Consider the following 22840-nt stretch of genomic DNA (forward strand, 5'->3'; position numbering starts at 1 on the left):
GATCAGGAATTGCCCTGATTCTTGGAAACGATGGCTTCTGCCACATTGCGAGGAACTTCCTCGTAGTTTGCGAATTCCATCGAGAAAATGCCCCGGCCCTGGGTCATCGATCGGAGCTGAGTGGCGTATCCGAACATCTCAGCCAGGGGCACCTTGGCTGAGATTTTGGAGGTGCCGTCTTCAACCGATTGGCCTTCAACTTGTCCTCGGCGTGAGGACAGGTCGCCGATGATCGAACCGAGAAAATCCTCGGGGACCTCGACTTCGACCTTCATCATCGGTTCAAGCAGTACGGGGTTGCACTTCTTGACCCCATCCTTGAAGGCCATGGATCCGGCGATCTTGAACGCCATTTCCGACGAGTCCACATCGTGATAGGAGCCGTCGGTCATGGTGACCTTCACGTCGATGAGCGGGAATCCTGCAATCACACCGGATTCGCAGGTCTCCTTCATGCCCTGTTCTGCGGGCTTGATGTACTCCTTTGGAACAACACCACCGACGATCTTGTTCACAAACTCGAAGCCAGAACCTGGCTCACCGGGTTCCATTTCGATCACGACATGACCGTACTGGCCTTTACCACCTGTCTGACGGGAGAACTTGCCTTCTCCGCCTGCAGAACCACGGATGGTTTCCCGGTAGGAAACCTGTGGAGCGCCGATGTTGGCTTCCACTTTGAATTCGCGAAGCATGCGATCCACAAGGATCTCAAGGTGAAGTTCACCCATGCCGGCGATCACAGTCTGACCGGTTTCTTGATCGGTGTTGACGCGGAACGTGGGGTCTTCCTCAGCCAAAGCGACGAGGGCTTTTGAGAGCTTCTCCATGTCGCCTTTCGTCTTGGGCTCCACCGCCACGGAGATCACGGGTTCCGGAACGAACAGGGTTTCCAGAACAATCGGATCATCGGTCGAACACAGCGTGTCACCGGTGGTGGTGTTCTTCAGGCCAAGCACAGCTCCGAGATCACCTGCTCTGAGTTGATCAACCTCCTCACGATCATCGGCCTTGAGCACCACCAAACGCGAAATCCTTTCCTTGTTGTCTTTGGTGGAATTCAGCACATAGCTGCCCTTGGACAGGACACCGGAGTACATCCGGACAAAAGTCAGTTTTCCGTAGGGGTCGGCCATGACCTTGAAGGCCAGGGCACTGAACGGAGCGTTGTCGTCAGAGGGGCGAACCGCTTCCGTCCCATCAGGAAGAATCCCCTGGATCGGGGGAACATCGATGGGAGCGGGCAGGTAATCGATCACTGCATCGAGAACCAACTGGACGCCTTTGTTCTTAAAGGCAGAACCACAGAGCATCGGCACAAGACCGTGCTTAAGGACACCTTCGCGAATTCCTTTTTTCAGATCCTCGGAGGAGAGCTCACCTGTTTCGAGAAACTTCTCGATCAACTCCTCGTCCGTCTCGGCGATGGTTTCCATCAACGTATTGCGCCACTCTTCAACCTCATCGGCCATCGCTGCAGGCACCTCGGCCTCTTCGATGTCGGTACCGAGGTCGTTTTTATAGATGTAGGCCTTATTAGAGACAAGGTCGATGATGCCGCTCAGTTCTCCCTCAGCACCGATCGGCAGCTGAATCGGAACGGCATTGGCCTTCAGGCGATCCTTGATCTGGCCGTGAACCTTCAGGAAGTCGGCTCCCGTGCGATCCATTTTGTTGACGAACACCATCCGGGGCACGGAGTACCGGTCGGCTTGACGCCATACGGTTTCTGATTGGGGCTGAACGCCACCAACCGCGCAGAACACCGCGATAACACCGTCCAGAACGCGCATCGATCGCTCCACCTCAATGGTGAAGTCCACGTGGCCAGGAGTATCAATAATATTGACGCGGTGATCCCGCCAACTGGTGGAGATGGCAGCAGCCGTGATGGTGATACCGCGCTCCCGCTCCTGGGCCATCCAGTCGGTCACTGCGGCGCCGTCATGCACCTCGCCGATTTTGTGCACCACGCCTGAGTAGAACAGAATCCGCTCAGTAGTGGTGGTTTTGCCGGCATCAATATGTGCAGCGATACCGATATTTCTGACGCGTTCCAGGGGAAATGCGCGGGACACAGGAAAGTCTCCGGAGTGGGGCGTTAAAAGGCGGGTGAGACTCTACAGGCCAGACGTGAGCAAAAGTGCTTTGCGCTGACCTGGGAGGCTCAGTATCTGTAGTGGGCGAAAGCCTTGTTGGCTTCAGCCATCTTGTGCGTCTCTTCGCGCTTGCGAACAGCGTTGCCAGCTTCATTGGCGGCATCCATCAGTTCACCGGCCAGCTTGTGCGCCATGCTGCGACCGTTCCTGGAACGAGAGAAGCTCACCAGCCAGCGAAGCGCCATGGCTGTGCCGCGTTCCTGGCGCACTTCCATTGGAACCTGATAGGTGGCGCCACCAACGCGTCGGGCGCGAACTTCCACCAATGGAGTGGCGTTCTTCACGGCCGTTTCGAACAGTTCCAGGGGATCGCCACCAGTCCGTTCGTTGATCAGACCGAAGGCGTCCGACAGGATCCGCTGGGCCGTGGACTTCTTGCCGTGCTTCATCAACCTTGCCACCATCATCGTGGCGAGACGGCTGTTGAACTGCGGATCAGGAAGAACCGGGCGCTTTTCAGCGGCGTTGCGGCGGGACATGGAGGGTCAGATCGTTGTGGTCGGTGAAAACAGTGGAGTGACGTTCCGGGAATCAATCCTTCGGAGACTTCGCTCCATATTTGGAACGAGATTGGCGACGGTCCTTGACTCCAGCGGTGTCAAGGGTTCCACGAATGATGTGGTAGCGGACACCGGGCAGGTCTTTGACACGACCACCGCGGATCAGTACGACGGAGTGTTCCTGAAGGTTGTGGCCGATGCCACCGATGTATGCGGTCACCTCGAAACCGGAGGTCAGACGCACACGCGCAACTTTGCGCAGTGCGGAATTGGGTTTCTTTGGCGTGGAGGTGTACACACGAGTGCAGACACCCCGGCGTTCGGGACAGGCCTTTAAGGCAGGTGACTTCGTCTTGGCCTTAAGGCGCTGACGCTCCGTACGGATCAGCTGTTGAATAGTTGGCATCGAGGGTCGGCTTGCGGTCGGACTCCCCGACCTGATTCGACAATCCGCCACTTTACCCGGTCGTCCGCCCCTTTTAGGTGCGGCTGAACGAACTGCCGCATGCACAGGTCTGAATCGCCGTGGAGCTGCGGATCAGAAAACCGCCTCCACTGAGATCACCGCGGTAATCCAAGCAAAGCCCCTGCAGGAGCTTGTGCTGGTCCTTTGGGGCATGAAGGGTCACCCCGTCGGCTCTGGCGACGGCCACCCCGGTGAGTTGCCCCGGCCGGATTCGAACCAAGTGCCGGGCGCAATCCCCTGGTTTGAGATCCAGATGCATCTGTCCGGGGGTGCCGGCGACGGCGGCCTGGCGGCCCAGCTCGGCTGCGGCGGAGGCGGTGAGTCGCAGGTTGTCAGCCATCGGTTGATGTGACTGGGCTCACCACAATGGCAGGGCTGGCTGTGGCACCAGCCCAAGTCCGTTGTGGATGCGAGGTGAACTGCTGCTGCCAGTCATCAGCGTTTGTCCTGCCGCAAGCATGGTTGTGGAACTGCCCCCATCCAGATTGAGCGCATTGCGAAGGCCCAACTGCTGAGCTGCCAGGGCGGTTTCAAGCAGGCTTGGCCCTCCGGCGCCGGCGCTGCGGACTGTGAGCAGCCACGTCCCTCCCCGTCCATGGCCGACCACGGTCCTCGGCGCTGTCAGTTCCACGAAGCCAGGGCTGAACCCTTCGCCACGGCCATTCAGCACCACCCGCCCGGCCTGCATCAACAAGGGGCCTCCTCCGAGCACATTCGGCAGGCGTCCCACAGGATTGCTGACCCGTTCCTTCACGGTGGCGCGATCTCCCACGCCGGCTGGCAGGGGTGCTCTGCCTCTCGCCACGATCAGATCGCCATGGCGGGGTAGCGGAACCCCTCGCCGAAGCTGGTCCGTGCTGTAGGTCGCGGTCACCGTGCCGTCCTGCAGGAGGATCGCCTGCTCTCCGCCGCTCAGGGAGCGGTATGTGGGCCCCCAGGCGGCCGTGTATCGACTCAGGCCCCGTTGGACATAGCCGCTGTTGAGGAAGCCCAGCCCCCAGCGCCGCCCACCCTGGACCTGCAATTCCTGATCCAGGCGCAGCCGACCGAACTCGGGTGTTTTGCCCGTCTCCCAGGCCACAACGCCGCGGTTGAGGATCGGACCCGAAAGCCACACCCCTCTGAGGCGCAAAGCGCCGAGGGGAAGTTGCTGAATCCGGTTGAAGAAACCACCGTTCACTGCCACCAGCGCGCCAGCTGGCGCGGCCAGTTGGTCCAGGTACCGCAGCCCTTGCTGACGGCCTGCCATGGGCAGCGGCATCAGGCTGAGGCCGAGATGGTCCAGTTCACCACCGGCCCGGAGAATCTCCAGGGGCTTGACGCCCACCCGAATCCTGCGGCGGTCCAGCACGAGGCCCCGACGCACCAGGGTTGCGAGGGCCGGATCGGTTAAGGGCAGTGCCGTTGGTGCGCTGAGGGCGACGTTGGAGCGCTCGGATTGGTGCTTCACTCCATCCAGCACAACCCGCCACGGGGTGGCAAGGGTCAGGCTGCGCAGCTGCGCAGCCTGACCCTTGAGCCGCAGTCCGGACGCTGTCTGGAGCGGTGCCAGCCCCAGTCGTTTCAGCTCGGTCTGCTGACGAGGACTGCTTTGTAGATCGAGCAGAAGATCGTTCCCTTGCCGCTGCACAAATACCGGGCCGTTGAGGTCCAGCACCAGGCGGTCAGCGGTGCTGCCTTTTCCCTGCCGCAGCTGTTGTAGGCGAGGTCTGGGAAGCGTCAACTCCAGGCGAGCCCCCTGGCGCTTCAGTTCCACCCCGACGTCCCTGAGCCATTTGGCGACATCGATGCCGACCTCATCCCCAAGGGTTTTGGTGGGCAACGCGCCTAGCTGTGCGCGGCGCCCGAACCATTCCAGTTGTGCCTGGCCGTTGGATTCACTGCGGTGAAAGCCGAGTTGGGCCTCCAGAACTTCGAGTGTCAACCAGAGTTCCGCCGGTTGATCAGCTCCTCCACCCCGCCAGATCCAGACTGTTTGAAGGGTTTGTCCGGCGATCACCACACGATCGCCCTGCTGCTCTGGAGTGGCTCGCAGCAACGGCGGTGGAGCTGGCAGCTGGGCGATTGGCAGCATGGAATGCGGGGGACGGAAACACGCCTGCCTAGGATCGTCAATCGAGATGGTTCTTGCAGGGGAAGTCGTCGCTGCAGACCCATGCGTCCGCCAGGTTGCCGTTCATGTCCGAATCCCTCCCCAACACAGTCTCTGCTTGGCCTTATCGGGACACGGCTGCGCCAGCGAGTGTGTCCGGGGAGAAGGATGCCTGTGGCGTGGGTTTCCTGGCGCAACTCTCCGGGGAGGCCAGCCATTGGGTGCTTCAGCAAGCTCTGCGTGGACTGGATTGCATGGAGCACCGCGGTGGTTGCGGTGGTGATGGGGATTCCGGTGATGGCGCAGGGATCCTTTGTGCCATTCCCTGGGCGTACCTGAAAGAGGTATGGCCTCAAGCGTCAGCGGCAAGTGGCCTGGGCATGATGTTTATGCCAACGGATGCGGCCCGTCAGGCGGAAGCCCGTCGCTTCTGTGACGAAGAAGCGGTTTCCCTGGGATTGGAAACCTGCGGATGGAGGGAGGTGCCGGTCGACCCCTCGGTGCTCGGTCCGCTGGCCCGTGCCAATGCACCATCGATTCAGCAGTGGCTGATCGCGTCCCAGGTCCAGGGTGATGCCTTGGAATCGCTGTTGTTGCGGTTGCGTCGCCGTGTTGGTGCCAGAGCCCGTCAGGTGCTCGGTCAGGAGGGATCGCGGGATTTGTATGTGGCCTCCCTGAGCAGTCGCACCGTCGTATACAAGGGCATGGTGCGCTCGGAAGTCCTGGCGCGGTACTACACCGATCTGCGTGATCCGCGCTTTGCGGTGAGTTTTGCGGTTTATCACCGCCGCTTCAGCACCAATACGTTGCCTCGCTGGCCCCTGGCTCAGCCGATGCGACTTCTCGGCCACAACGGAGAGATCAATACGCTCCTTGGCAATCTCAACTGGGCCAAGGCATCGGAAGCCAGTTTGGAGAACGTTTGGGGTGATTCGGCAGAGGACCTGATCCCTGTTGTCAATCCCGCATTCAGCGACTCGGCCAATCTCGATGCCACTCTTGAGTTGATGGTGCGCAGTGGTCGTTCGATCACCGACAGCCTGATCACGCTGGTGCCGGAGGCGTTCCGCAATCAGCCCGATCTCGACTGCCGCCCGGATGTGACGGCGATGTACGAGTTCAATGCGGGCATCCAGGAACCCTGGGACGGCCCAGCACTGCTGGTGTTTGCCGATGGCAAACGGGTTGGCGCCACCCTCGACCGTAATGGTCTTCGGCCAGCCCGGTGGTGCACAACCGAAGACGGTTTTGTGATCATGGGATCCGAGACCGGTGTTGTGGATCTCAGCGGCAAAACCGTTCTGCAGAAAGGACGGCTTGGTCCTGGCCAGATGATGGCCGTGGATTTGGAACGCGGGCTGCTCCTCGATAACTGGGCCGTTAAGGAGGATGCGGCCATCCGCTTCCCGTACGGCGACTGGTTGAAGCAGCACCGGCGCAGCCTGGATTCGCAGCCCTGGGTTCAGGAGCGTCAGATCGGTGAACTGGATCTGCTGCGCTTGCAGACCGCCATGGGATTCACCGCGGAAGACCATGACCTGGTGATCGGTGACATGGCCGGTCTGGGAAAGGAGCCCACGTTCTGCATGGGGGATGACATCCCTCTTGCGGTCCTCTCCAATAAGCCGCACCTCCTTTACGACTACTTCAAGCAACGCTTCGCTCAGGTCACCAACCCGCCGATCGACCCGCTGCGGGAGAAGCTCGTGATGAGCCTCGAGATGCATCTGGGTGAGCGTCGCCCGGCACTCAAGCCTCAGGCAGAAGCGGCATCGATGATTCATCTCGACAGCCCGGTGCTGAACGAATCCGAGCTGGCCTCCATCTCTAGGCAGGGCCTCCCCGTGCAGTCGCTCTCCACCCAGGTTTCAGTGGAGGCCTGCGCCGGTGGTTTGGAGGCAGCGCTACGGGCCTTGTGTGAGGCGGCGGAGCAGGCGGTCCGTGGAGGAGCTCAGGTGCTGGTGCTGTCCGATCGGGTCGGTGCGTCCGGCGCGGCGGCTCAACTCTCAGCCACCACGGTGGCAATGCCTGCGCTGTTGTCCGTTGGTGCGGTGCATCACCACCTGCTTCGTCAGAAACTGAGGCTGCACTGTTCGCTGGTGGTGGACACGGCCCAGTGCTGGAGCACCCATCACCTGGCATGCCTGATCGGCTATGGCGCCAGTGCCGTCTGCCCATGGCTCACCTGGGAAACCACCCGTCATTGGCTCGCCCATCCCAAAACACAGAAGCGGATCGAGCAGGGCAAGCTTCCCGCTCTTAATGCCGACATGGTGCAGTCCAATGTGCGTGTCTCGCTGGAGAATGGCCTGCGCAAGATTCTCTCGAAGATCGGGATTTCGCTGCTTGCGAGCTATCACGGCGCTCAGATTTTTGAGGCGATCGGCCTTGGTGCCGATGTGATCGACACCGCCTTCAGCGGCACGACCAGCCGTGTCGCCGGCATGACCTTGATGGAGCTGGCCAACGAGACGCTTTCTCTCCACGCCAAGGCCTTCCCAGAGCTGAATCGAAGCAAGCTCGAGTTCATGGGATTTGTTCAGTACCGCAACGGTGGTGAATACCACCTCAACACTCCTGAGATGTCGAAGGCGTTGCATGCGGCGGTGAAGGCCGGACCGGGTTACGACCATTTCTCCACCTACAAAACCCTGCTGCAGAGCCGCCCGGTAACGGCCCTGCGCGATCTGTTGGAGTTCAAGTTGGCGGAGACGCCCCTGCCCCTCGATCAAGTGGAGAGTGTGGAGAGCCTCTGCAGCCGTTTCTGCACGGGCGGCATGAGCCTCGGTGCGCTTTCCCGTGAGGCCCATGAGGTGTTGGCCGTGGCGATGAACAGAATCGGAGGCAAAAGCAACAGCGGAGAGGGTGGAGAGGATCCGGCCCGGTTCCAGGTGTTGAACGATGTGGATCTCGAGGGGCGCTCGGCCTCGTTCCCCAGTATCGGTGGTTTGAGGAATGGCGACACCGCCTGCTCAGCGATCAAGCAGATTGCCTCAGGTCGCTTTGGTGTTACAGCGGAATACCTGCGCAGTGCCAGGCAGCTGGAGATCAAGGTCGCGCAGGGTGCCAAACCGGGTGAGGGTGGGCAGCTGCCCGGTCCGAAGGTGGACGACTACATCGCAGGGCTGCGGAACAGCAAGCCAGGTGTGGCCTTGATTTCACCACCGCCACATCACGATATTTATTCGATTGAAGATCTTGCTCAGCTGATTTACGACCTGCATCAAGTGCATCCCGCTGCACCAGTGAGTGTGAAGTTGGTGGCGGAAATCGGGATCGGCACCATCGCCGCAGGTGTGGCGAAGGCCAATGCCGATGTGATCCAGATTTCTGGTCACGACGGTGGTACCGGCGCGTCGCCGCTCAGTTCGATCAAGCATGCCGGCAGTCCCTGGGAGCTGGGGCTCACCGAAGTGCATCGAGCTCTGCTTGAAAACGGCCTGCGCGACCGGGTGCTGCTCAGGGCAGACGGTGGCCTGAAGACGGGTTGGGATGTGGTTGTCGCCGCTCTGCTCGGAGCGGAGGAATATGGCTTCGGTTCGGTGGCGATGATTGCCGAGGGCTGCATCATGGCCCGTGTTTGCCACACGAACAATTGCCCTGTGGGCGTTGCCACCCAGAAGCAGGCTCTGCGCAAGCGTTTCACGGGAATCCCTGAGCACGTGGTGAATTTCTTCTGGTATGTGGCAGAAGAGGTGCGTCAGCTGATGAGCCTTCTTGGTGTGGCTCGGATCGCTGATCTGATCGGCCGATCCGAGCTGCTCAAACCCAGGGCCGTTGACTTGGCCAAAACCCGATGTGTTGATCTTTCAAGTCTGCTGGAGCCGATCAACGGATCTGAGGACCGCTCCTGGCTCCATCACAGCTCCGAAGCCCACGGCAATGGTCCGATCCTTGAGGACCAGCTCCTGGGGGATGCTGACCTGTTGGCGGCAGTGGACAGCCATGGTTCCTTGAGCCGCACCTTGGGGATCATCAATACCGACCGCAGCGCCTGCGCCCGTCTGGCGGGTGAGATTGCGCAGCGTCACGGCAATCGTGGCTTCCAGGGCCAGCTCGATCTCACCTTCCGTGGGGCGTCTGGCCAGAGCTTTGGTGCCTTCCTCGTTCAGGGCATGAATGTGCGTCTGGAAGGGGAGGCCAACGATTACGTGGGCAAGGCGATGAACAGCGGCCGGATCACCCTGGTGCCGTCTGATGCCACGGCCAATCCCGGCGAGCAGGTGATCCTTGGCAACACCTGTTTGTACGGCGCCACCGGTGGTGAATTGTTTGCCCTCGGGCGTGCCGGAGAACGCTTCGGGGTGCGGAACAGTGGAGCCCACGCCGTGGTTGAGGGCGCGGGTGACCATTGCTGCGAATACATGACCGGAGGTGTGGTGGTTGTTCTGGGAAGCACGGGCAGGAATGTTGGTGCCGGAATGACCGGTGGGGTGACCTTCCTTCTGGATGAGGGGGATCGGGTTACGCCCCGCGTGAATCCGGAGATTGTTGCGGTCTGTTCGATCACCACGGCTGAGCAGGAATCGATGTTGAAGGGGTTGCTTGAGGCCCATGTGGCCGCCACGGGTAGTCCAAAGGCTTTGGCCTTGCTGGCCGAATGGCCGGCGGTGAAGGATCGCTTCAAGGCGCTGATTCCACCGAGTGAGCGGGCTGCCATGGGCCTGGCGGACAAGCAGGCGGTGGCTGCCTGATCGAGGCACCGTTCTGTGCCCTGGTTCGCCAAACACGAAACGTTCACGCCGTCAGCGGCCGCTCTTCCAATCGAGCAGAGGCGGCCCCATCTCGAGGCCCATCGCCGTTGGGTGGACCAGCAGGCAGTTCAGGGCCGTGTCATTCGCAGTGGCTTTCTGGTGGACAGCTGCAGGCGTCCAGGCGGAGGGGGCCTGCTGATCTTTGAAGCCGATTCCTATGACGACGCGCTCGAATTGGTGCAGCAGGATCCGATGATCACTGCGGGCCTCGTGAGCTGGACCTTGCAGGAATGGATCCCCGTCAGCGGGGATGGCTGGCCATGAGTCGCTGCACTTCACCGGCGTGGTAGCTGCTGCGGGTGAGCGGTGTACTCACCACCTGCAGGAAGCCAAGTTCCTCTTCACCGATGCGTCGGTAATGGGCAAACTGATCCGGCGTGACAAAGCGGTCCACGGCTAAATGTTTAGGTCCAGGTGAGAGATATTGACCAATGGTCACGATGTCCACGAGATGGGCGCGTAGATCGCGAAGCACGCCGATCACCTCCTCGTCGGTTTCGCCGAGTCCCACCATCAGCCCCGATTTGCTGTACGCCTTTGGCCAGTCGGCCCGCACCCGTTGCAGCAGCTCAAGTGATCGCGTGTAGAGGCCTTGGGGGCGAGCCCGCCGGTACAAACGTGGAACTGTTTCGATGTTGTGGTTCAACACGTGGGGTTCCGCCGCCATCACCGTGGCCAGAGCCTCCCAGTTCCCGCATAAATCAGGGATGAGCAGTTCGATGGTGGTGAAAGGCGAGCGTTGTTTCACCTGCTCGATGCAGGCCACGAATTGGGAGGCACCACCATCTGGAAGATCGTCCCGGTTCACCGAAGTGATCACCACATGCCTCAGCATCAGGCGAGCTACGGCCTCACCGAGCCGCTCCGGTTCAGTGGGATCGAGTGTGCGAACGCTTCTGTCGAAATCGATGTCGCAGTAGGGGCAGGCCCGGGTGCAGCCCGGGCCCATGATCAGGAAGGTGGCCGTGCCTCCGGCGAAGCATTCACCAATGTTCGGGCAGCTGGCCTCCTGGCAGACCGTGTTGAGTTTCAGGTCAAGCAGCAGGTCGGCCACAGCACCGATGCGCTCCCGCTGTGGGGCTTTCACGCGCAACCACTCGGGCTTGAGCACGGAGGACCGGACAATTGTTGAGTCTATCAAGCGGAAATAACCTACGGTTGCGTTGAAACCAATAGGCGTGCAGTTTTTGCTTGGTTTGTTGAAAGTAATGAGGGCTTTAGTAGTGATCCATTCGTCAGATGTCTTTGCAGCACAATCAGCCGAGATCAAGTTGATCAGGCCAGCCCATCGTCGTCTAAGATAACCTCAACGGGATGTAGCGCAGTTTGGTAGCGCACTTCGTTCGGGACGAAGGGGCCGCAGGTTCGAATCCTGTCATCCCGATTTGGTGGCCCGTTGATAATTCACTTTTTTAGTTTGAAGTAAACGACAATACAGCGCAACACTGACTTGAGTGCAAAATTGAACCAATGGCCTGTCATGTTGTAAGTGCAGCGCAGGCGCCTTTCACAGTTTTGAATACTCATATGATCTATGGCTTTATAGATCGATTAGAAACCTTACTGCTGAGCTGCTTCAAGCGGTGGACTCCTGTCCGTTTGGGGATGCTTGGAGCAATTTCATACAACATAAAAATTGTTTTGAGGTGGATTTGGGAAGGACTGGTAATCAACATCTCGGACAATCAAGGGTATTCACCGCTCCAGAATTTTTAGAGGCCCAAGCCACTGCCGACAGTAGAGCGCTAACCGGAACAAGAATCAAAAGGCGATCTGTACCGTTGTTATCTAGTCGGATGTTGACAGGATCTCTTTGATTATTTTGGCCAATGCATTCTTTTATTGGATCGCCCGAATATTATTTGATGGGTGGCTTTTATGGCTTCCTCGTGACGACCGCCGAGCTTGATTCCATTTGCGTTTGAAACGCGTAGTGCTTGAACCTAAAGAACTTGTTCGGTATGTAAATATATTATGGAAGCAATCGATTCTGGCATTGATGTTGCCTTGCTGATTAGTTCCTGTATCATTGGTTTGTTGTGTTTCACCAAAGTGACAGGCTTTTGAGAACTCTTACTTTCTTCGCTTCTTTTTTTAGTCGTGCCAGTAATGGCGCAAGCTAACAGGCAGTTATACGAAGAGCGATTGATTTTATTTTCGGTCTATGAATTTCTGGCGAAGCGTGGTGCCAATACACCATTGCAAAGAGGAATAGCGACAACAGGGATGTGCGGCTGGCGAGTTGGGCGGTGATGACTGCTTCAAATATACTGACAGCCGTCGATATTGATTGGCTTTCTTGCGGTCAACCAAATTGCCAAAAAGTGAGTATAATACGGAGCCTATTCGATTTATCGAGGAAACATGTCAGAAGAATCAATAAATATCAGTACGTCAGATCGGTCTAGTTCCTTTAGCTTCATTCGAAGGAATAGCCCTAAAGGCGCTGGCCAGTTCAACGTTGGCACAGGCTCCGGCTTTGACGCGGGAGATTGGGCGATAACGCATTCCAGTGGCAGTGTGGGGCAGCCTTCCGATCAGAAAGTTTCTGGTCATTGGAGCTTCTTTTCAGAAAGAACAATTCGTTCCTCAAAAAGACCAAAAAACTGGGATCAATTCGTTGACTTGGAATGTGGTGGCTTAGAGATAAGTGGAAAAGGAACGGCAAAGATTTTTCTGTATAAAAAAGATAGTGATTGTGGTAAATCGCCTGGAACTGCTGGTAAAAAAAGGCTGATCGGCAAGGGGAAATACAAGGCTGGTGATTCTTTTGGGCCTTCAAATTTATTCGAAAACGATAATTTGACCAATGGCTACCTCGGGATCAACCGTGTAGACACAACCAGCACTCGTAATGGTAAAACAACTGATCGTGTCAAATACTTTATGCGTCTACTTGACGACACTGGAGATCAAGGGGCAATGTTGATTCAAATGGATTTGAAAAAAAGCTTTGTGGCGCCAACTAAAAAGCAGAGTAATAAATTGGGTCTGGTTGGTGAGCTGACGTCACCTTTGGGTGTCCTTGCAGGGGATCTGGATTTTAGCTCCATCATTCCTGCTTAGATGACCTTTTAACTTCCCTGGAAAATATACAAGCATATCAAAGATAGTTTGGAAAATGAATTAATACTTTTACGAGTGCTTTCGTTTCTACTTAACTTGTGTATGTTTTTATGCAGCTTTAGGTTCTTTGTCTTGTTTTTGACGCAAGCCAATAGCGGAGCCCCGTAGCATGAGGAGTCGCTCTTTTTCAGTTGCCGGCTTGTTTGCAACGGATGTGTGAATTTGCTGGCACGTTTAAGCATGAAAAGCAGATATTTGGCCCAACATGTAAGTGAGTAAAGCAAACAGCCGGTTCATATGACAAGAAGACTGTGCTTTACCTATGCCCAATAAGATCAAACCTGCCTCACTAGCGAAGCAGAATACTGCAGTAGAACTCCACTCACTGAAGCAGTAAAACCTTCTGTTTGCAAGGGGTCGTCGTTGACGCTGCATCCCACCAGATCTTAACCACCAATAGGTTTCATCCATACCAAAAATGGTTGGCATGGCTCACCACGCTGACTGTGATCTTGTGAATGTCGAGAGCAAAACAGTATCCATTTATAACGATGCTTTGTTTTCAAAATAATAAACAACATTGCCTTTAGTTTGGATGTAGTGATTCTCGTCATTGCATTATCAGCTGTTTTTCTTGCAATCGCCGTTGCATAATTAGCTTTCTTCCAATTCCGCGACCATACTTGCAACTTCCATCCATACTAACTTTCTTATTCTGAGATTCGTCTTTGACGATCAAGCTCAATGATCTTGTGTACATTCGTTCGGAAATGTCAACTGTGATTCAGGGCAGTGCCTTACGCGGTTTGCGTTTCTTATTGAGGCTTTCGATCGTTTCAAGGTTTTCCTTAAACGTATCAACCACATCCTCTGCTATTTCTGGCTCAGGCTTTGATGCTGTATTGAGAGATCATTCAGGTAATCAAAAAAACAATTTAAAATCCATTATTTCAGCACTGATTTGGAAGTTTATAGCCATAATATGGTCAGTATATTTACATTTCTAAACCATACTTAGTCAATGGAGAAATAGCTTTCTAGTTGTCTCCCTATGCCCGATCTGTCAACTCTCGACTCAATGATGCCACCGCTGCTCCAGGGTGCAGCCGCTGCACAATTTATTTGGCTTCTTTGGCTCTTCGGCGTGAATCGGTTTGCGACTGGTTGAGCCATTGCTAGCTCGGATTGGAAGACCTCACAACGGTGCATCGGCCTTTGGTAACTATTCATCTCGTAGCGATGGGAGTACCGTTAATGTTTCGATCAACAGGATTTCAATTACCTGTTACTAGTATCACCTTTAAATATGATGAGTACATCAAGATTAATCTTGTACGATTACTGAGGCTTTTCGAGTAATCAACAGATGCTAGACGATGTTCGCAAACCCCCTATTGACGAGAACAAGGATGGTTTAGGCCTTGAGGAGCAGGAGAAAACTACAGGCATTAGCAGCCTAAGTGTTTTTTTGGGAATTCTCCAATTCGTCGGAACAGGATTCATACTCATTGTCATTATAGGAATGAATATTCTGCTTTTTCAAGGATTGTTTCATGTTTGGCTTCGAAAAAACGATCAAGATTCTTACGCGACACATGTTATCAATGGTAATCTAAAAATGAAAACAGGAGATCATCAAGGGGCCGTTTTTGATTTCGATATGGCATTAGAAAAGAATCCTAATAAAGCTGAAGCATTCGTCCTTAGAGCTACTGCAAAAGGTTTGCTAGGTGATCATCAAGGAGCTATTATTGATTACAGTAAAGCTATCAAGATTTATCCCGAATATCCAGGTTATTATAATGATCGTCGTATCCTTAAAGAGTTGAATGGAGATTTTGAGGGAGCTTGTGCCGATTGGAAAAAAGCGGTTGATCTTGGACTTCTTACTGATATGCGATTCTCCGGACTAAACTTGTCATCAGAGTTGATGGAAGGGAGATGTCAATAAGTGATTCGTCATCGTTACACTTGATCTCCAAAGTACTAGTAGGGCTGAAAACTATTTAAGACTCATTAAGGCGAACCTGAATGTTCACCGATTGGAAATGCCGTTCATGTCGGGTAGTTTCAGACCAGGGCCAGGAAGAAAAATTTAAATTACCAGCTCTTATCAGAATGAGGTGTTTTTTGTTCGAACCACTTTCTAGCGTGCAATTTCAGGACAGCGGTTTTGCTACTTCACAAGCACTTCACCAGGCGATAGCTTCATAAACACCAATAAGCAACAATCTTACACACCCGATGGGATGTGATCTTAAAAACGTCAAAGGCTTAAAGTTTCAGATGATTCAACATAAATACTCCGTCTAATGATCTCTTTTGGTGGCATTTAAGTCAATTTTTATTTGAAATCAATCAATCTTCGAGACTCCCAAAGGAGTTGCTGATCTACACGACATCACCTTTGACTGGACCAGCACAATGACGGATCCGGCTCTTAAGTATTTAACGTTAACACACACTGGCAATCATCTCCCTCTAACGAAGGATGCCTTGGAATTGATCGGAGGCGATCACAATCAGTTTCCAAATAAAACACCTATAGATCATATAATGAATTCAGGTGATTCTGATGAAATCAGTTGATGTACAGCCTCGTTTCAATGATGAAAGCTTCATTCATCGCAAAGATGACCAAGCTAATAGCTACTTTGCAGCCAATGTGAAATTCTGGTAGACTTATTATATCCTCCCTAGGCTTATTATGCGGAAATTTAATGAATGCCAGCAACTTGATTTATTCTCAATTCCAAGATATTGTACCTGACAATAATTTGAAAGATAACAATCGACAATCGGTTGATTTCAAGCCTGAATGAAATCACTGGGGAGATCTATCCAGCGCACAGGCGCAAATTCAATCTGGTCAGGGTGTTGCCAGCGAGCAACAAAGTTATACGATTTTGAAGGGATCAAAGGGTGAGAATCTTTATATTGGGAAAATATACGAACATGACTTTGTTCAATTTACATCGAATCAATGCTGTAAATTATATCAATGATCTTGTCCTCTCTCGCGGGGTAACCTCTGGTAAATCCACGATAAAACCCTAACTAAATGCGAATAACTATTGACCAGGAATTGCTCTATTTATCAATGTGGGTTTGATGATGCAATCATTCTCTGTGGGTTGTTAGTAGATTTTTGCCATAAAAATTTCAGCATGATCAAGGCTGAATCGTTTTTTAAGTTTGGATCTTCCCTTTCTAATTTTTAGTTGTTATGCTTTGGTTGAAATGATGTAAGACCCGAACTCTTCCAAAAAAATAAATTCAAAAATCTTTGGTGTCTTGCAACTTTTGATTTTTGGTTTCATCTAATTGGACGGTCAAAACGATGATCTTTTAAGTCTTGTGCACGACCACTGGCCCTGAAACGGGATCCGTGACCCCAAGCTCTGGAGATAGTTCTTCGAGGAATCCTCTAACTGCGTTGAGATGTTCAATCATGAAGGGGCGAGCTGCCACAAGTTTCTCTTCGCTTTCCCAGAGACCAACAAAACAATATCGACGCTCGCCCGTCTTCGCCAGATAACGATCAGACATACCGTCTGGCGTCGCCCACGCTTCGACGGCTGCCAGATACTGTTCTTCGCAACCCTCCTTAACGATTACACGAACGTTGTTGAGGTACTTCGTTGTCAAGGCGATCTCCTTTTTGATGATTTTCGCATGTTTCCCAAAAGCAACAGTGGCTTTAATCACCAAACCCAGTTATTGGCAACGGCATGGAATTAGGCCTTCCCAAATTTTTCTTGTTTATATCAACGTACGGGGAAATCAAGGTTGTCTCGAAAATGCAACGACCCATCAGCCCCAAGATTGGTTGTGTGTCTACTGGCGCTCTAGGTTGACTTGGCTTTACGACGACTGCTCTGTTGTTCAGTCAGCTGATTCGCCTCTAAAATCGGTGGGTAATAGGACTGAATGTGAATTCCGGATCTGTACGACGGCTCATTCTTACAGTGGCCACTGGTTATCTGACTATTTTTGGTGTGAGGCAGATTCCCTATGAGTTTGACAATGAATGGCTTGTTGTTGTTCCCGCGCTCGTTCTGGTTTATGCCCTTACCGTTTGGCTTGATGGAAAGCTATTTAAGGATGATGCTCCTCAAGTTTTGCAAGACAATCAGAAATCAGAACGTAAAATCAGTGAGATTAAGAAGGGATTTAGATCTTGATTTCATGGTATTTGATCGTAAAGATTTGGCTTTTTTCTTTAAAATGTTGTGAAAATATTGAAAATGTCTATGCATTAAAGTAAATGCTTTGTTGCCCTTAAATAAGAAAATAATTTGGGGCAATGTGTGGGGATATGCAGCCAATTCTTATCTGCTTTTCGATTCTTGATTTGCCATAGATTTTTGATTTATTATTTATTCAAGCTTGGATGTGCGCCTCAGGAAGCGTTCTCCCGATTGTGATCTTTGCTTCAATCTGCCCAGACAGGGTTATCAGGATCGGTTCGCCATCGTGTTGTGACCCCGATCACAATAATGCTTGAGCTGCATCATTGAGTGATCTTCTGAACGCGATGATGATGGTTTCATCGTCGGGGGCAATCCCGACGTAATCACAATCCCACAACTCTCATCATGATCGACAACGAACAACTCAGTCTTGATCAACTGCATCAAATCAATGGTGCTGGTTTCAAAAATGAATATGCGAAGCTCCTTAAGCCTAAGGCGTCAAAGAAGATCAAAATGCGTAAGCCTCTTACTCTCAAGGATATTATCAATGGTGGCGGATCTCCTGGCCCATATCTTCCTGGCCCCAGCTATATCAATCAAAAGATCTTTTATCCTGTTGTCTAATCGGTTCCAATTCTGAATATCTTGTTAGTTAAAATTATTGTTATGAATAAAATTGTTAAACTTTTATGTTTCTGTAATCTCTACGAACGACGCTATATGATTTATTTGGATCAAAAATATAAGTTTTAATTGTCATAAGGTTGGTTGTGAGGCTGTCCGTGCCCAGCCTCACGTGCCAGCTGCCTTCCATCTGCTGCTGGCAATATCAATATAATTCTCTCTAAGATAAACAATGTTTGAGTCTTCCCTGATCTCGCTATCAACTTTTAATATCGGTATTTGAAATTTTAATGCCAGCGTTTACGTGTGCCATTGACGAAGGACTTGGATGCTGCTAGTTCCTTTCAATGTTTAGGCTGTTGATTCTAATTCTTGTCATAAAAAAAGGTTGGCAGCCCGTGTGAGCAACCAACCCTCGATACTCAAGTGAGGTGTTTTAAGCTTCGCTTGGTTGATTCATTTTGTAGATGCTCAAAACCAGGCATGCAGTTGTGAAGCTACAAAACAAAACCAGCAGGTCTTGTGAGGTGAATGTCATGGATTGGATCCTTGATTCTTGAGAACAGGAAGATCTGTTGGCTGTCTCAACACATAGACGACTCCAAACGTAAGGAGGCCAGTGATGAGAATGAGGGAATAGATCGCAATGGTGTAATCAGTCATCAGAAACAGAAAGGCAGATACTGCGTGCGGCAAGCGGCAAAGCCGTCAACGAAACCGCCCAAGCCAATTTGGTGAGCGATGCCGGCACCGGTCAGTCCTTCTGTGATGACGCCGATCACGATGCCCAGCATCGCCATGCGGCCATTGAAAAGCTCGACGCTTTTCAGCTGGGCCATATGGATTTCGCGAGCAGCGGTGTCTTGAAACCACTTGTCGTTAGCGGAGGGGGATGGCATGAACCTTTCGCGTATGAACGAATGTTACAGCATTCGTTACGGAATGTAAAGGGATGCGGCGTTGGCTCGCGCCTTCTTCGACGCCCTGTGCCCTTGATCGGTCCGACGCGCTTCCGCTTGGGATTGGTATGACCCCGTTGTGAGGGCTTGCAGGCAAGTTATGCAATAAACGTATTGCCAATAATTTCCAAATGACCAAAGCACCCCGCACTTGTGATCTCTTTCAGAATCGTAATAGGTTTTTTATCAACCATAACAGTTGCATTTGCTTTACTCTCTTTCAAAGTGACTGTGCCGCCCTGATGTGAAATCTGGATGATGTCTTTTCCTCTCTCAAACCAGTAAATTGTGTCTAAACCTTCGCCTTGTTTAACGTTATACCGGTCGTTACCTGCGTGCCCATAGAGCTGATCAAGGCCTGGCCCACCGTCCAGATAGTCATTTCCTTCAAACCCACCGAGTGTATCGTTTCCAGACGAACCAATGATTGTGTCATCTCCACCGCCTCCAATCACATTTTCACCCCTCGGGTCTTTGGCAATTAAGTAATCATTGGCTTCAGTATGGAATTGAGACGGTTTTTGATTTGCGTCTAAACGGTGCACTGTGAGTGATTCGTCTGCGCATTTTTTTTGAAGTGGAAAGGGAATTCTTGTTGTTACTTTGGCTTTAGGATTGTCTTCCTCTCCCCAGAGCTCAACCATTGTGTTGAGGTCATTGATCGAAAAATCTTTGTAGTAGAAGCTTTCATGTATCGCAGTATTGTATGACATTGCAGTTGTCGCCGTTGAAAATTCTGGATTATTTGGTTTGTTTTTAGGGTGTTTTAATCCCAGTGCATGCCCTAATTCATGGGTAATTGTTGCCATCTGGTCGGAGGCTGATCTGGAGTTTTTGCTGAGAATGTACGCGACCCCGTTATTGCCAGGTCCAGCTTGTGGATTCCAGATATTCTCACCTGTTGTAGCTTTGTCCCAGGGAGCACTCACATGCTTGACAGAGAAAAAGATTAAATGAGCCTTTTCTGGGCTTTTTACCTGCGCGAAGTCGACGTTAATGATCGGGTCGAGATGCTGTATTAATGTTCTGATCCATTTTTTGATTCCTGGCCTATGGGGTGTTCCCTTCACTTTGTATGTAAATGTATTTCCATATTCTGTCTCGAGTATTCCTCTGAAAGGTGTTTGTTCAATGTGATAGCGAATCGTTCCATTCCTTCCAATCAGTTGCTCAAGGTTTCGTTCTTTTTTGGGACTTTTTAGCCATTTTGTCTCAAAGCTCATCGCTGCGTCAATTCTGCATGCGTACAGTCAGTCTATGGCGGCACCCTATTTTTTCAATGGCAAAGAGGCAAGATGACAGTCGCAGTCGTTGTATTCTCTGAGAACACTGATCGAATTTAAAATTTGTTTGTGATCCGGCCGATGCTTGCTTTGCTGTGGGATGGCACTTTGAAGGTGCTTGCCCTAAGCGAGACTAATTAACAAAAAGAATATTTACGGCATCTGTAAAGGTCTGGACAGCCAGGATCAATCACTTATTTTTAGTCTGATTTGACCTTGGACCATGCTTGATTTTTATGCTGGCTTTTGGCAAAAGGGTTTTGATTTTGAGGGGCGCACCAAGCGTATTGACTATTGGAAGGTCATTTTGGTCAATGCGATTCTGGGAGCGGTTCTCTCCCAGATTTCGAATCCAATTTATCTCTTGTTTCTTTTTGCTTGCATTATTCCTGGCCTTGCGATCCTAATTCGACGCATCCGAGACACTGGCAGGCAATGGCCTTGGGTCTTTATTGGCTTGGTCCCCCTGATAGGAACTCTCTGGCTGCTTTGGATTGTTCTGAGTCCGTCCGTAGGTGGCGATTGATTCTTCGGCCGTATTTTTCCGTCGATTGTGCTGAACTTCTTCTTTTCGCAATATTGTTGTATTTTGTTGAAGCCTGGATGATAGCGTCATAAGCTTTTGCGAAGGTTTGTATTAATCTTATGTTTGTTTTTCATAGGGTCATCGCTTTCGTTACCCTATCTTTTTCTTGGATTTTGCTCCTCAGGGCTCTTGCTCTTGACATCCTCTGAGTATATTTTTTTGTGATTTGCCGTTGTTTTGCTGGTTTTCTTTGGCTGCAGATTGTTTCTTTTTTGTTGAATTTGTTGTCATGCGTCTTCGCTTTAGCGTGCTCGTCACGGCAGCAGCTGAATGCCTTTCAGTCTCGAATGGTGGGTCTACCAATCCTGATCAATCCTCTCAGTTTCCTGATCTCTTTTTTCTGACCCAGGTGAACCTCGTCGAAGACCCGCTCTATCCGCCTTGTTTTGAACATGTGCTGTGTTGTCTCGTTCTTTGCCCGGGCTGCGCTACGGCTTTTCGGGTTCAGAAGGTCAGCGTTGTGAGAACCAGGGCTCCCAGTTGTTGAACAGTGCGTCCGGTCGGTGTTTGTTGTCCGAGGGGTCGCGACAGGAAGAACAAGGCCGGCGTCACGCTGATGCCATCGCTCAGCTGCAGTTGATACCAACACTCCCAGACGTAATTGCCGTCCTCTGGCGTTGACCCTCCATAGAGGCTGGTCGCGAACACTGGTTGCCCCACCGCCATGCCGGCGCTTTGTCCACTGCTGTCAATGTCCTGCCATTGCAGTCCGATCGTCCACGACTGGCTGCTCTCCACCAGGCCCTTGGTGTCCCCGTTGCCGTCGTATCGGGTGGAGTTGATCCCCCAACCTGCGCTGACGGAGGGCAACCAACCGCTCTCCAGCGGTTGCCATGAGCCTCCCAGACCCAAGGCATGGGTGAATCCTCGGTTCTCCTGGAGACTGTCCACAACTAATGGTGTTCCGTAGGGAAACAAGCCCTCATCGTTCTGCATGCCGGAGTAGGTGGCAGCCAGCGTCCATGCGCTGTTTTGGTATGCAACCTGGAACGTGCCGGTCCCCCCAGCGTGGGCTGTGGCGATACCGCCTCCCCTGGCGTCACCACGGTTTCCATTGATGGCCACGTAGTTGGCGGACACACTGAAGCCATTTGCTGACTGCCAGCTGAGTCCTGCACCCGCTCCTTGGTTTTGGTTGTATGCCATGGGGGCTCCGCCCATGGTGGTGACATTCAGGATGGGGGTGGTGGCGTACACGCTCGGCCAAACCGTCAACATGTCGTCCTGCCCCACATTCGGCCCCACAGTGACGGTGACTCCGGTTGCTGGGGTGAACGTATAAAAGATTTTGTCGATGGCCAGGATGGGTTCGCCGCTGGCATTGGCAGAAAAGGCGCTATCCAGGGCGGAGCTGGTGCTTGGTGTTCCATTCAGGCTGCTGTCGTCACTGAAGTTGGCCGCACGCAGGGTTGTGTTGAGCTGGTCTTTCCCGCTGAAACTCGTCTCAAGGTTGAGCTCGAGATCAAACAGCAGATTGGCGGCGCCGAGCCTGCTGTTTTGATTGGAGACCACACCACCAGCGGACCCCTTGAAGGCATTGCCATTCACCACGAATGTGGCTTGTCCGTCCAACTTGGTGGTGGTGGTGGAGAACTGAGACGATTCCAGTTCACCGACGCGGGCTTCCAGACCGTCGACGCGGCCGCGGATGATCGCCAGCTCACGCTCGAATTCCTTGATCAGGCGACGCAGTTCGCCGGTGATTTCGGTGATGCGGTCGAGGCAGGTATTCAGCAGAGCGGCAGCCTCGTAACGGGTCATCGCCCGGTTGCCGCTGAAGCTGCCGTTGGGATAGCCGGCGACGCAGCCGTAACGCTCGATCAGGTTGGCCAGTGCCTGGTAAGCCCAGTCGGTCGGGTAGACGTCAGAAAACTGGGTGATGCTGGTGACCTGCTCAATGTCTTCGTCGGACGCGTAGTCCGACACGCCGTTGATGTTCAGGTCAGCGGCCAGAGTCGGCACGGGTGCCAGCACCACGTTCACAGTTGCTGCTAATCCGACAAGTGGGGGACAAACCCGCTGCACAAATAACGACAGATCACACCAAACAGAATTTAATGATTTTCTGACATGTGGAGCCTTTGACGGATCGAGTGTGCGCTTTGCGCGTTTGTGTGGAGAAAATCGCACGCTGTTGCCGCCCAGAAGCCTCAGA

The 22840-nt window shown here is 52.8% G+C and carries 18 protein-coding genes and 1 tRNA gene; 8 read left to right on the forward strand and 11 right to left on the reverse strand.

Annotated elements, in window-relative coordinates:
* Positions 1 to 2: 2 nt before the first annotated feature.
* The 5 genes from fusA to SIB64_RS04400 all read right to left on the reverse strand — a co-directional run bounded on the left by fusA (position 3) and on the right by SIB64_RS04400 (position 5199).
* Positions 3 to 2078, reverse strand: a complete 2076-nt coding sequence (gene fusA / locus SIB64_RS04380; RefSeq protein ID WP_413442083.1) for an elongation factor G — start codon at positions 2076 to 2078, stop codon at positions 3 to 5.
* An 89-nt stretch (positions 2079 to 2167) separates the two neighbouring features.
* The gene (rpsG, locus tag SIB64_RS04385; protein WP_413442084.1) at positions 2168 to 2638 is read right to left on the reverse strand and encodes a 30S ribosomal protein S7; all 471 of its coding nucleotides are present in this window, start codon (positions 2636 to 2638) and stop codon (positions 2168 to 2170) included.
* A 52-nt stretch (positions 2639 to 2690) separates the two neighbouring features.
* Positions 2691 to 3065 carry a 30S ribosomal protein S12 gene (gene rpsL, locus SIB64_RS04390; RefSeq protein ID WP_413442085.1) on the reverse strand — a complete coding sequence of 125 codons (375 nt, stop codon included), beginning with the start codon at positions 3063 to 3065 and terminating at the stop codon, positions 2691 to 2693.
* A gap of 73 nt (positions 3066 to 3138) precedes the next feature.
* Positions 3139 to 3465, reverse strand: coding sequence for a HesB/IscA family protein (locus SIB64_RS04395; RefSeq protein WP_413442086.1), 327 nt, complete (start codon positions 3463 to 3465; stop codon positions 3139 to 3141).
* Between the two features lie 18 nt (positions 3466 to 3483).
* On the reverse strand, positions 3484 to 5199 hold the full coding sequence (locus SIB64_RS04400; protein ID WP_413442087.1) for a phosphodiester glycosidase family protein: 1716 nt from the start codon (positions 5197 to 5199) through the stop codon (positions 3484 to 3486).
* 104 nt (positions 5200 to 5303) lie between these two features.
* Between SIB64_RS04400 and gltB the strand changes: the two genes are divergently transcribed.
* On the forward strand, positions 5304 to 9911 hold the full coding sequence (gene gltB / locus SIB64_RS04405; protein WP_413442088.1) for a glutamate synthase large subunit: 4608 nt from the start codon (positions 5304 to 5306) through the stop codon (positions 9909 to 9911).
* A gap of 15 nt (positions 9912 to 9926) precedes the next feature.
* Positions 9927 to 10235: a YciI family protein gene (locus tag SIB64_RS04410; protein ID WP_413442089.1), complete on the forward strand. Its 309-nt coding sequence runs from the start codon at positions 9927 to 9929 to the stop codon at positions 10233 to 10235.
* Here the strand turns inward: SIB64_RS04410 and lipA are convergent.
* The gene (gene lipA, locus SIB64_RS04415) at positions 10213 to 11082 is read right to left on the reverse strand and encodes a lipoyl synthase (protein WP_413442871.1); all 870 of its coding nucleotides are present in this window, start codon (positions 11080 to 11082) and stop codon (positions 10213 to 10215) included. The genes SIB64_RS04410 and lipA overlap by 23 nt on opposite strands.
* A 199-nt stretch (positions 11083 to 11281) precedes the next feature.
* On the opposite strand from lipA, the gene SIB64_RS04420 reads away from it, so the two are divergent.
* The 3 genes from SIB64_RS04420 to SIB64_RS04430 all read left to right on the forward strand — a co-directional run bounded on the left by SIB64_RS04420 (position 11282) and on the right by SIB64_RS04430 (position 14988).
* Positions 11282 to 11355: transfer RNA gene (locus SIB64_RS04420), tRNA-Pro, on the forward strand.
* A 980-nt stretch (positions 11356 to 12335) separates the two neighbouring features.
* The gene (locus SIB64_RS04425) at positions 12336 to 13037 is read left to right on the forward strand and encodes a hypothetical protein (RefSeq protein WP_413442090.1); all 702 of its coding nucleotides are present in this window, start codon (positions 12336 to 12338) and stop codon (positions 13035 to 13037) included.
* A gap of 1366 nt (positions 13038 to 14403) precedes the next feature.
* Positions 14404 to 14988: a tetratricopeptide repeat protein gene (locus SIB64_RS04430; RefSeq protein ID WP_413442091.1), complete on the forward strand. Its 585-nt coding sequence runs from the start codon at positions 14404 to 14406 to the stop codon at positions 14986 to 14988.
* A gap of 1397 nt (positions 14989 to 16385) precedes the next feature.
* On the opposite strand, the gene SIB64_RS04435 is transcribed toward SIB64_RS04430, so the two are convergent.
* Positions 16386 to 16745, reverse strand: a complete 360-nt coding sequence (locus SIB64_RS04435; RefSeq protein ID WP_413442092.1) for a hypothetical protein — start codon at positions 16743 to 16745, stop codon at positions 16386 to 16388.
* Positions 16746 to 17005: 260 nt separating this feature from the next.
* On the opposite strand from SIB64_RS04435, the gene SIB64_RS04440 reads away from it, so the two are divergent.
* A complete protein-coding gene (locus SIB64_RS04440; protein WP_413442093.1) occupies positions 17006 to 17221 on the forward strand; it encodes a hypothetical protein in 216 nt (71 codons plus the stop codon).
* A gap of 414 nt (positions 17222 to 17635) precedes the next feature.
* On the forward strand, positions 17636 to 17857 hold the full coding sequence (locus SIB64_RS04445) for a hypothetical protein (protein ID WP_413442094.1): 222 nt from the start codon (positions 17636 to 17638) through the stop codon (positions 17855 to 17857).
* Positions 17858 to 18519: 662 nt separating this feature from the next.
* Here the strand turns inward: SIB64_RS04445 and SIB64_RS04450 are convergent.
* Together SIB64_RS04450 and SIB64_RS04455 are read right to left on the reverse strand one after the other, a co-directional pair.
* The gene (locus SIB64_RS04450; protein WP_413442095.1) at positions 18520 to 18756 is read right to left on the reverse strand and encodes a chlorophyll a/b-binding protein; all 237 of its coding nucleotides are present in this window, start codon (positions 18754 to 18756) and stop codon (positions 18520 to 18522) included.
* Between the two features lie 158 nt (positions 18757 to 18914).
* Positions 18915 to 20039, reverse strand: a complete 1125-nt coding sequence (locus SIB64_RS04455; RefSeq protein ID WP_413442096.1) for a hypothetical protein — start codon at positions 20037 to 20039, stop codon at positions 18915 to 18917.
* A gap of 283 nt (positions 20040 to 20322) precedes the next feature.
* Between SIB64_RS04455 and SIB64_RS04460 the strand changes: the two genes are divergently transcribed.
* A complete protein-coding gene (locus SIB64_RS04460; protein WP_413442097.1) occupies positions 20323 to 20625 on the forward strand; it encodes a DUF805 domain-containing protein in 303 nt (100 codons plus the stop codon).
* Between the two features lie 180 nt (positions 20626 to 20805).
* Here SIB64_RS04460 and SIB64_RS04465 read toward each other — a convergent pair whose 3' ends face one another.
* Positions 20806 to 20943: a hypothetical protein gene (locus SIB64_RS04465; RefSeq protein ID WP_413442098.1), complete on the reverse strand. Its 138-nt coding sequence runs from the start codon at positions 20941 to 20943 to the stop codon at positions 20806 to 20808.
* Positions 20944 to 21129: 186 nt separating this feature from the next.
* Complete coding sequence (locus SIB64_RS04470; protein ID WP_413442099.1) at positions 21130 to 22662, reverse strand: iron uptake porin; 1533 nt, start codon at positions 22660 to 22662, stop codon at positions 21130 to 21132.
* Between the last annotated feature and the right edge of the window lie 178 nt (positions 22663 to 22840).

It is taken from the genome of Synechococcus sp. MIT S1220 (assembly GCF_047303025.1).
Lineage (GTDB): Bacteria > Cyanobacteriota > Cyanobacteriia > PCC-6307 > Cyanobiaceae > Parasynechococcus.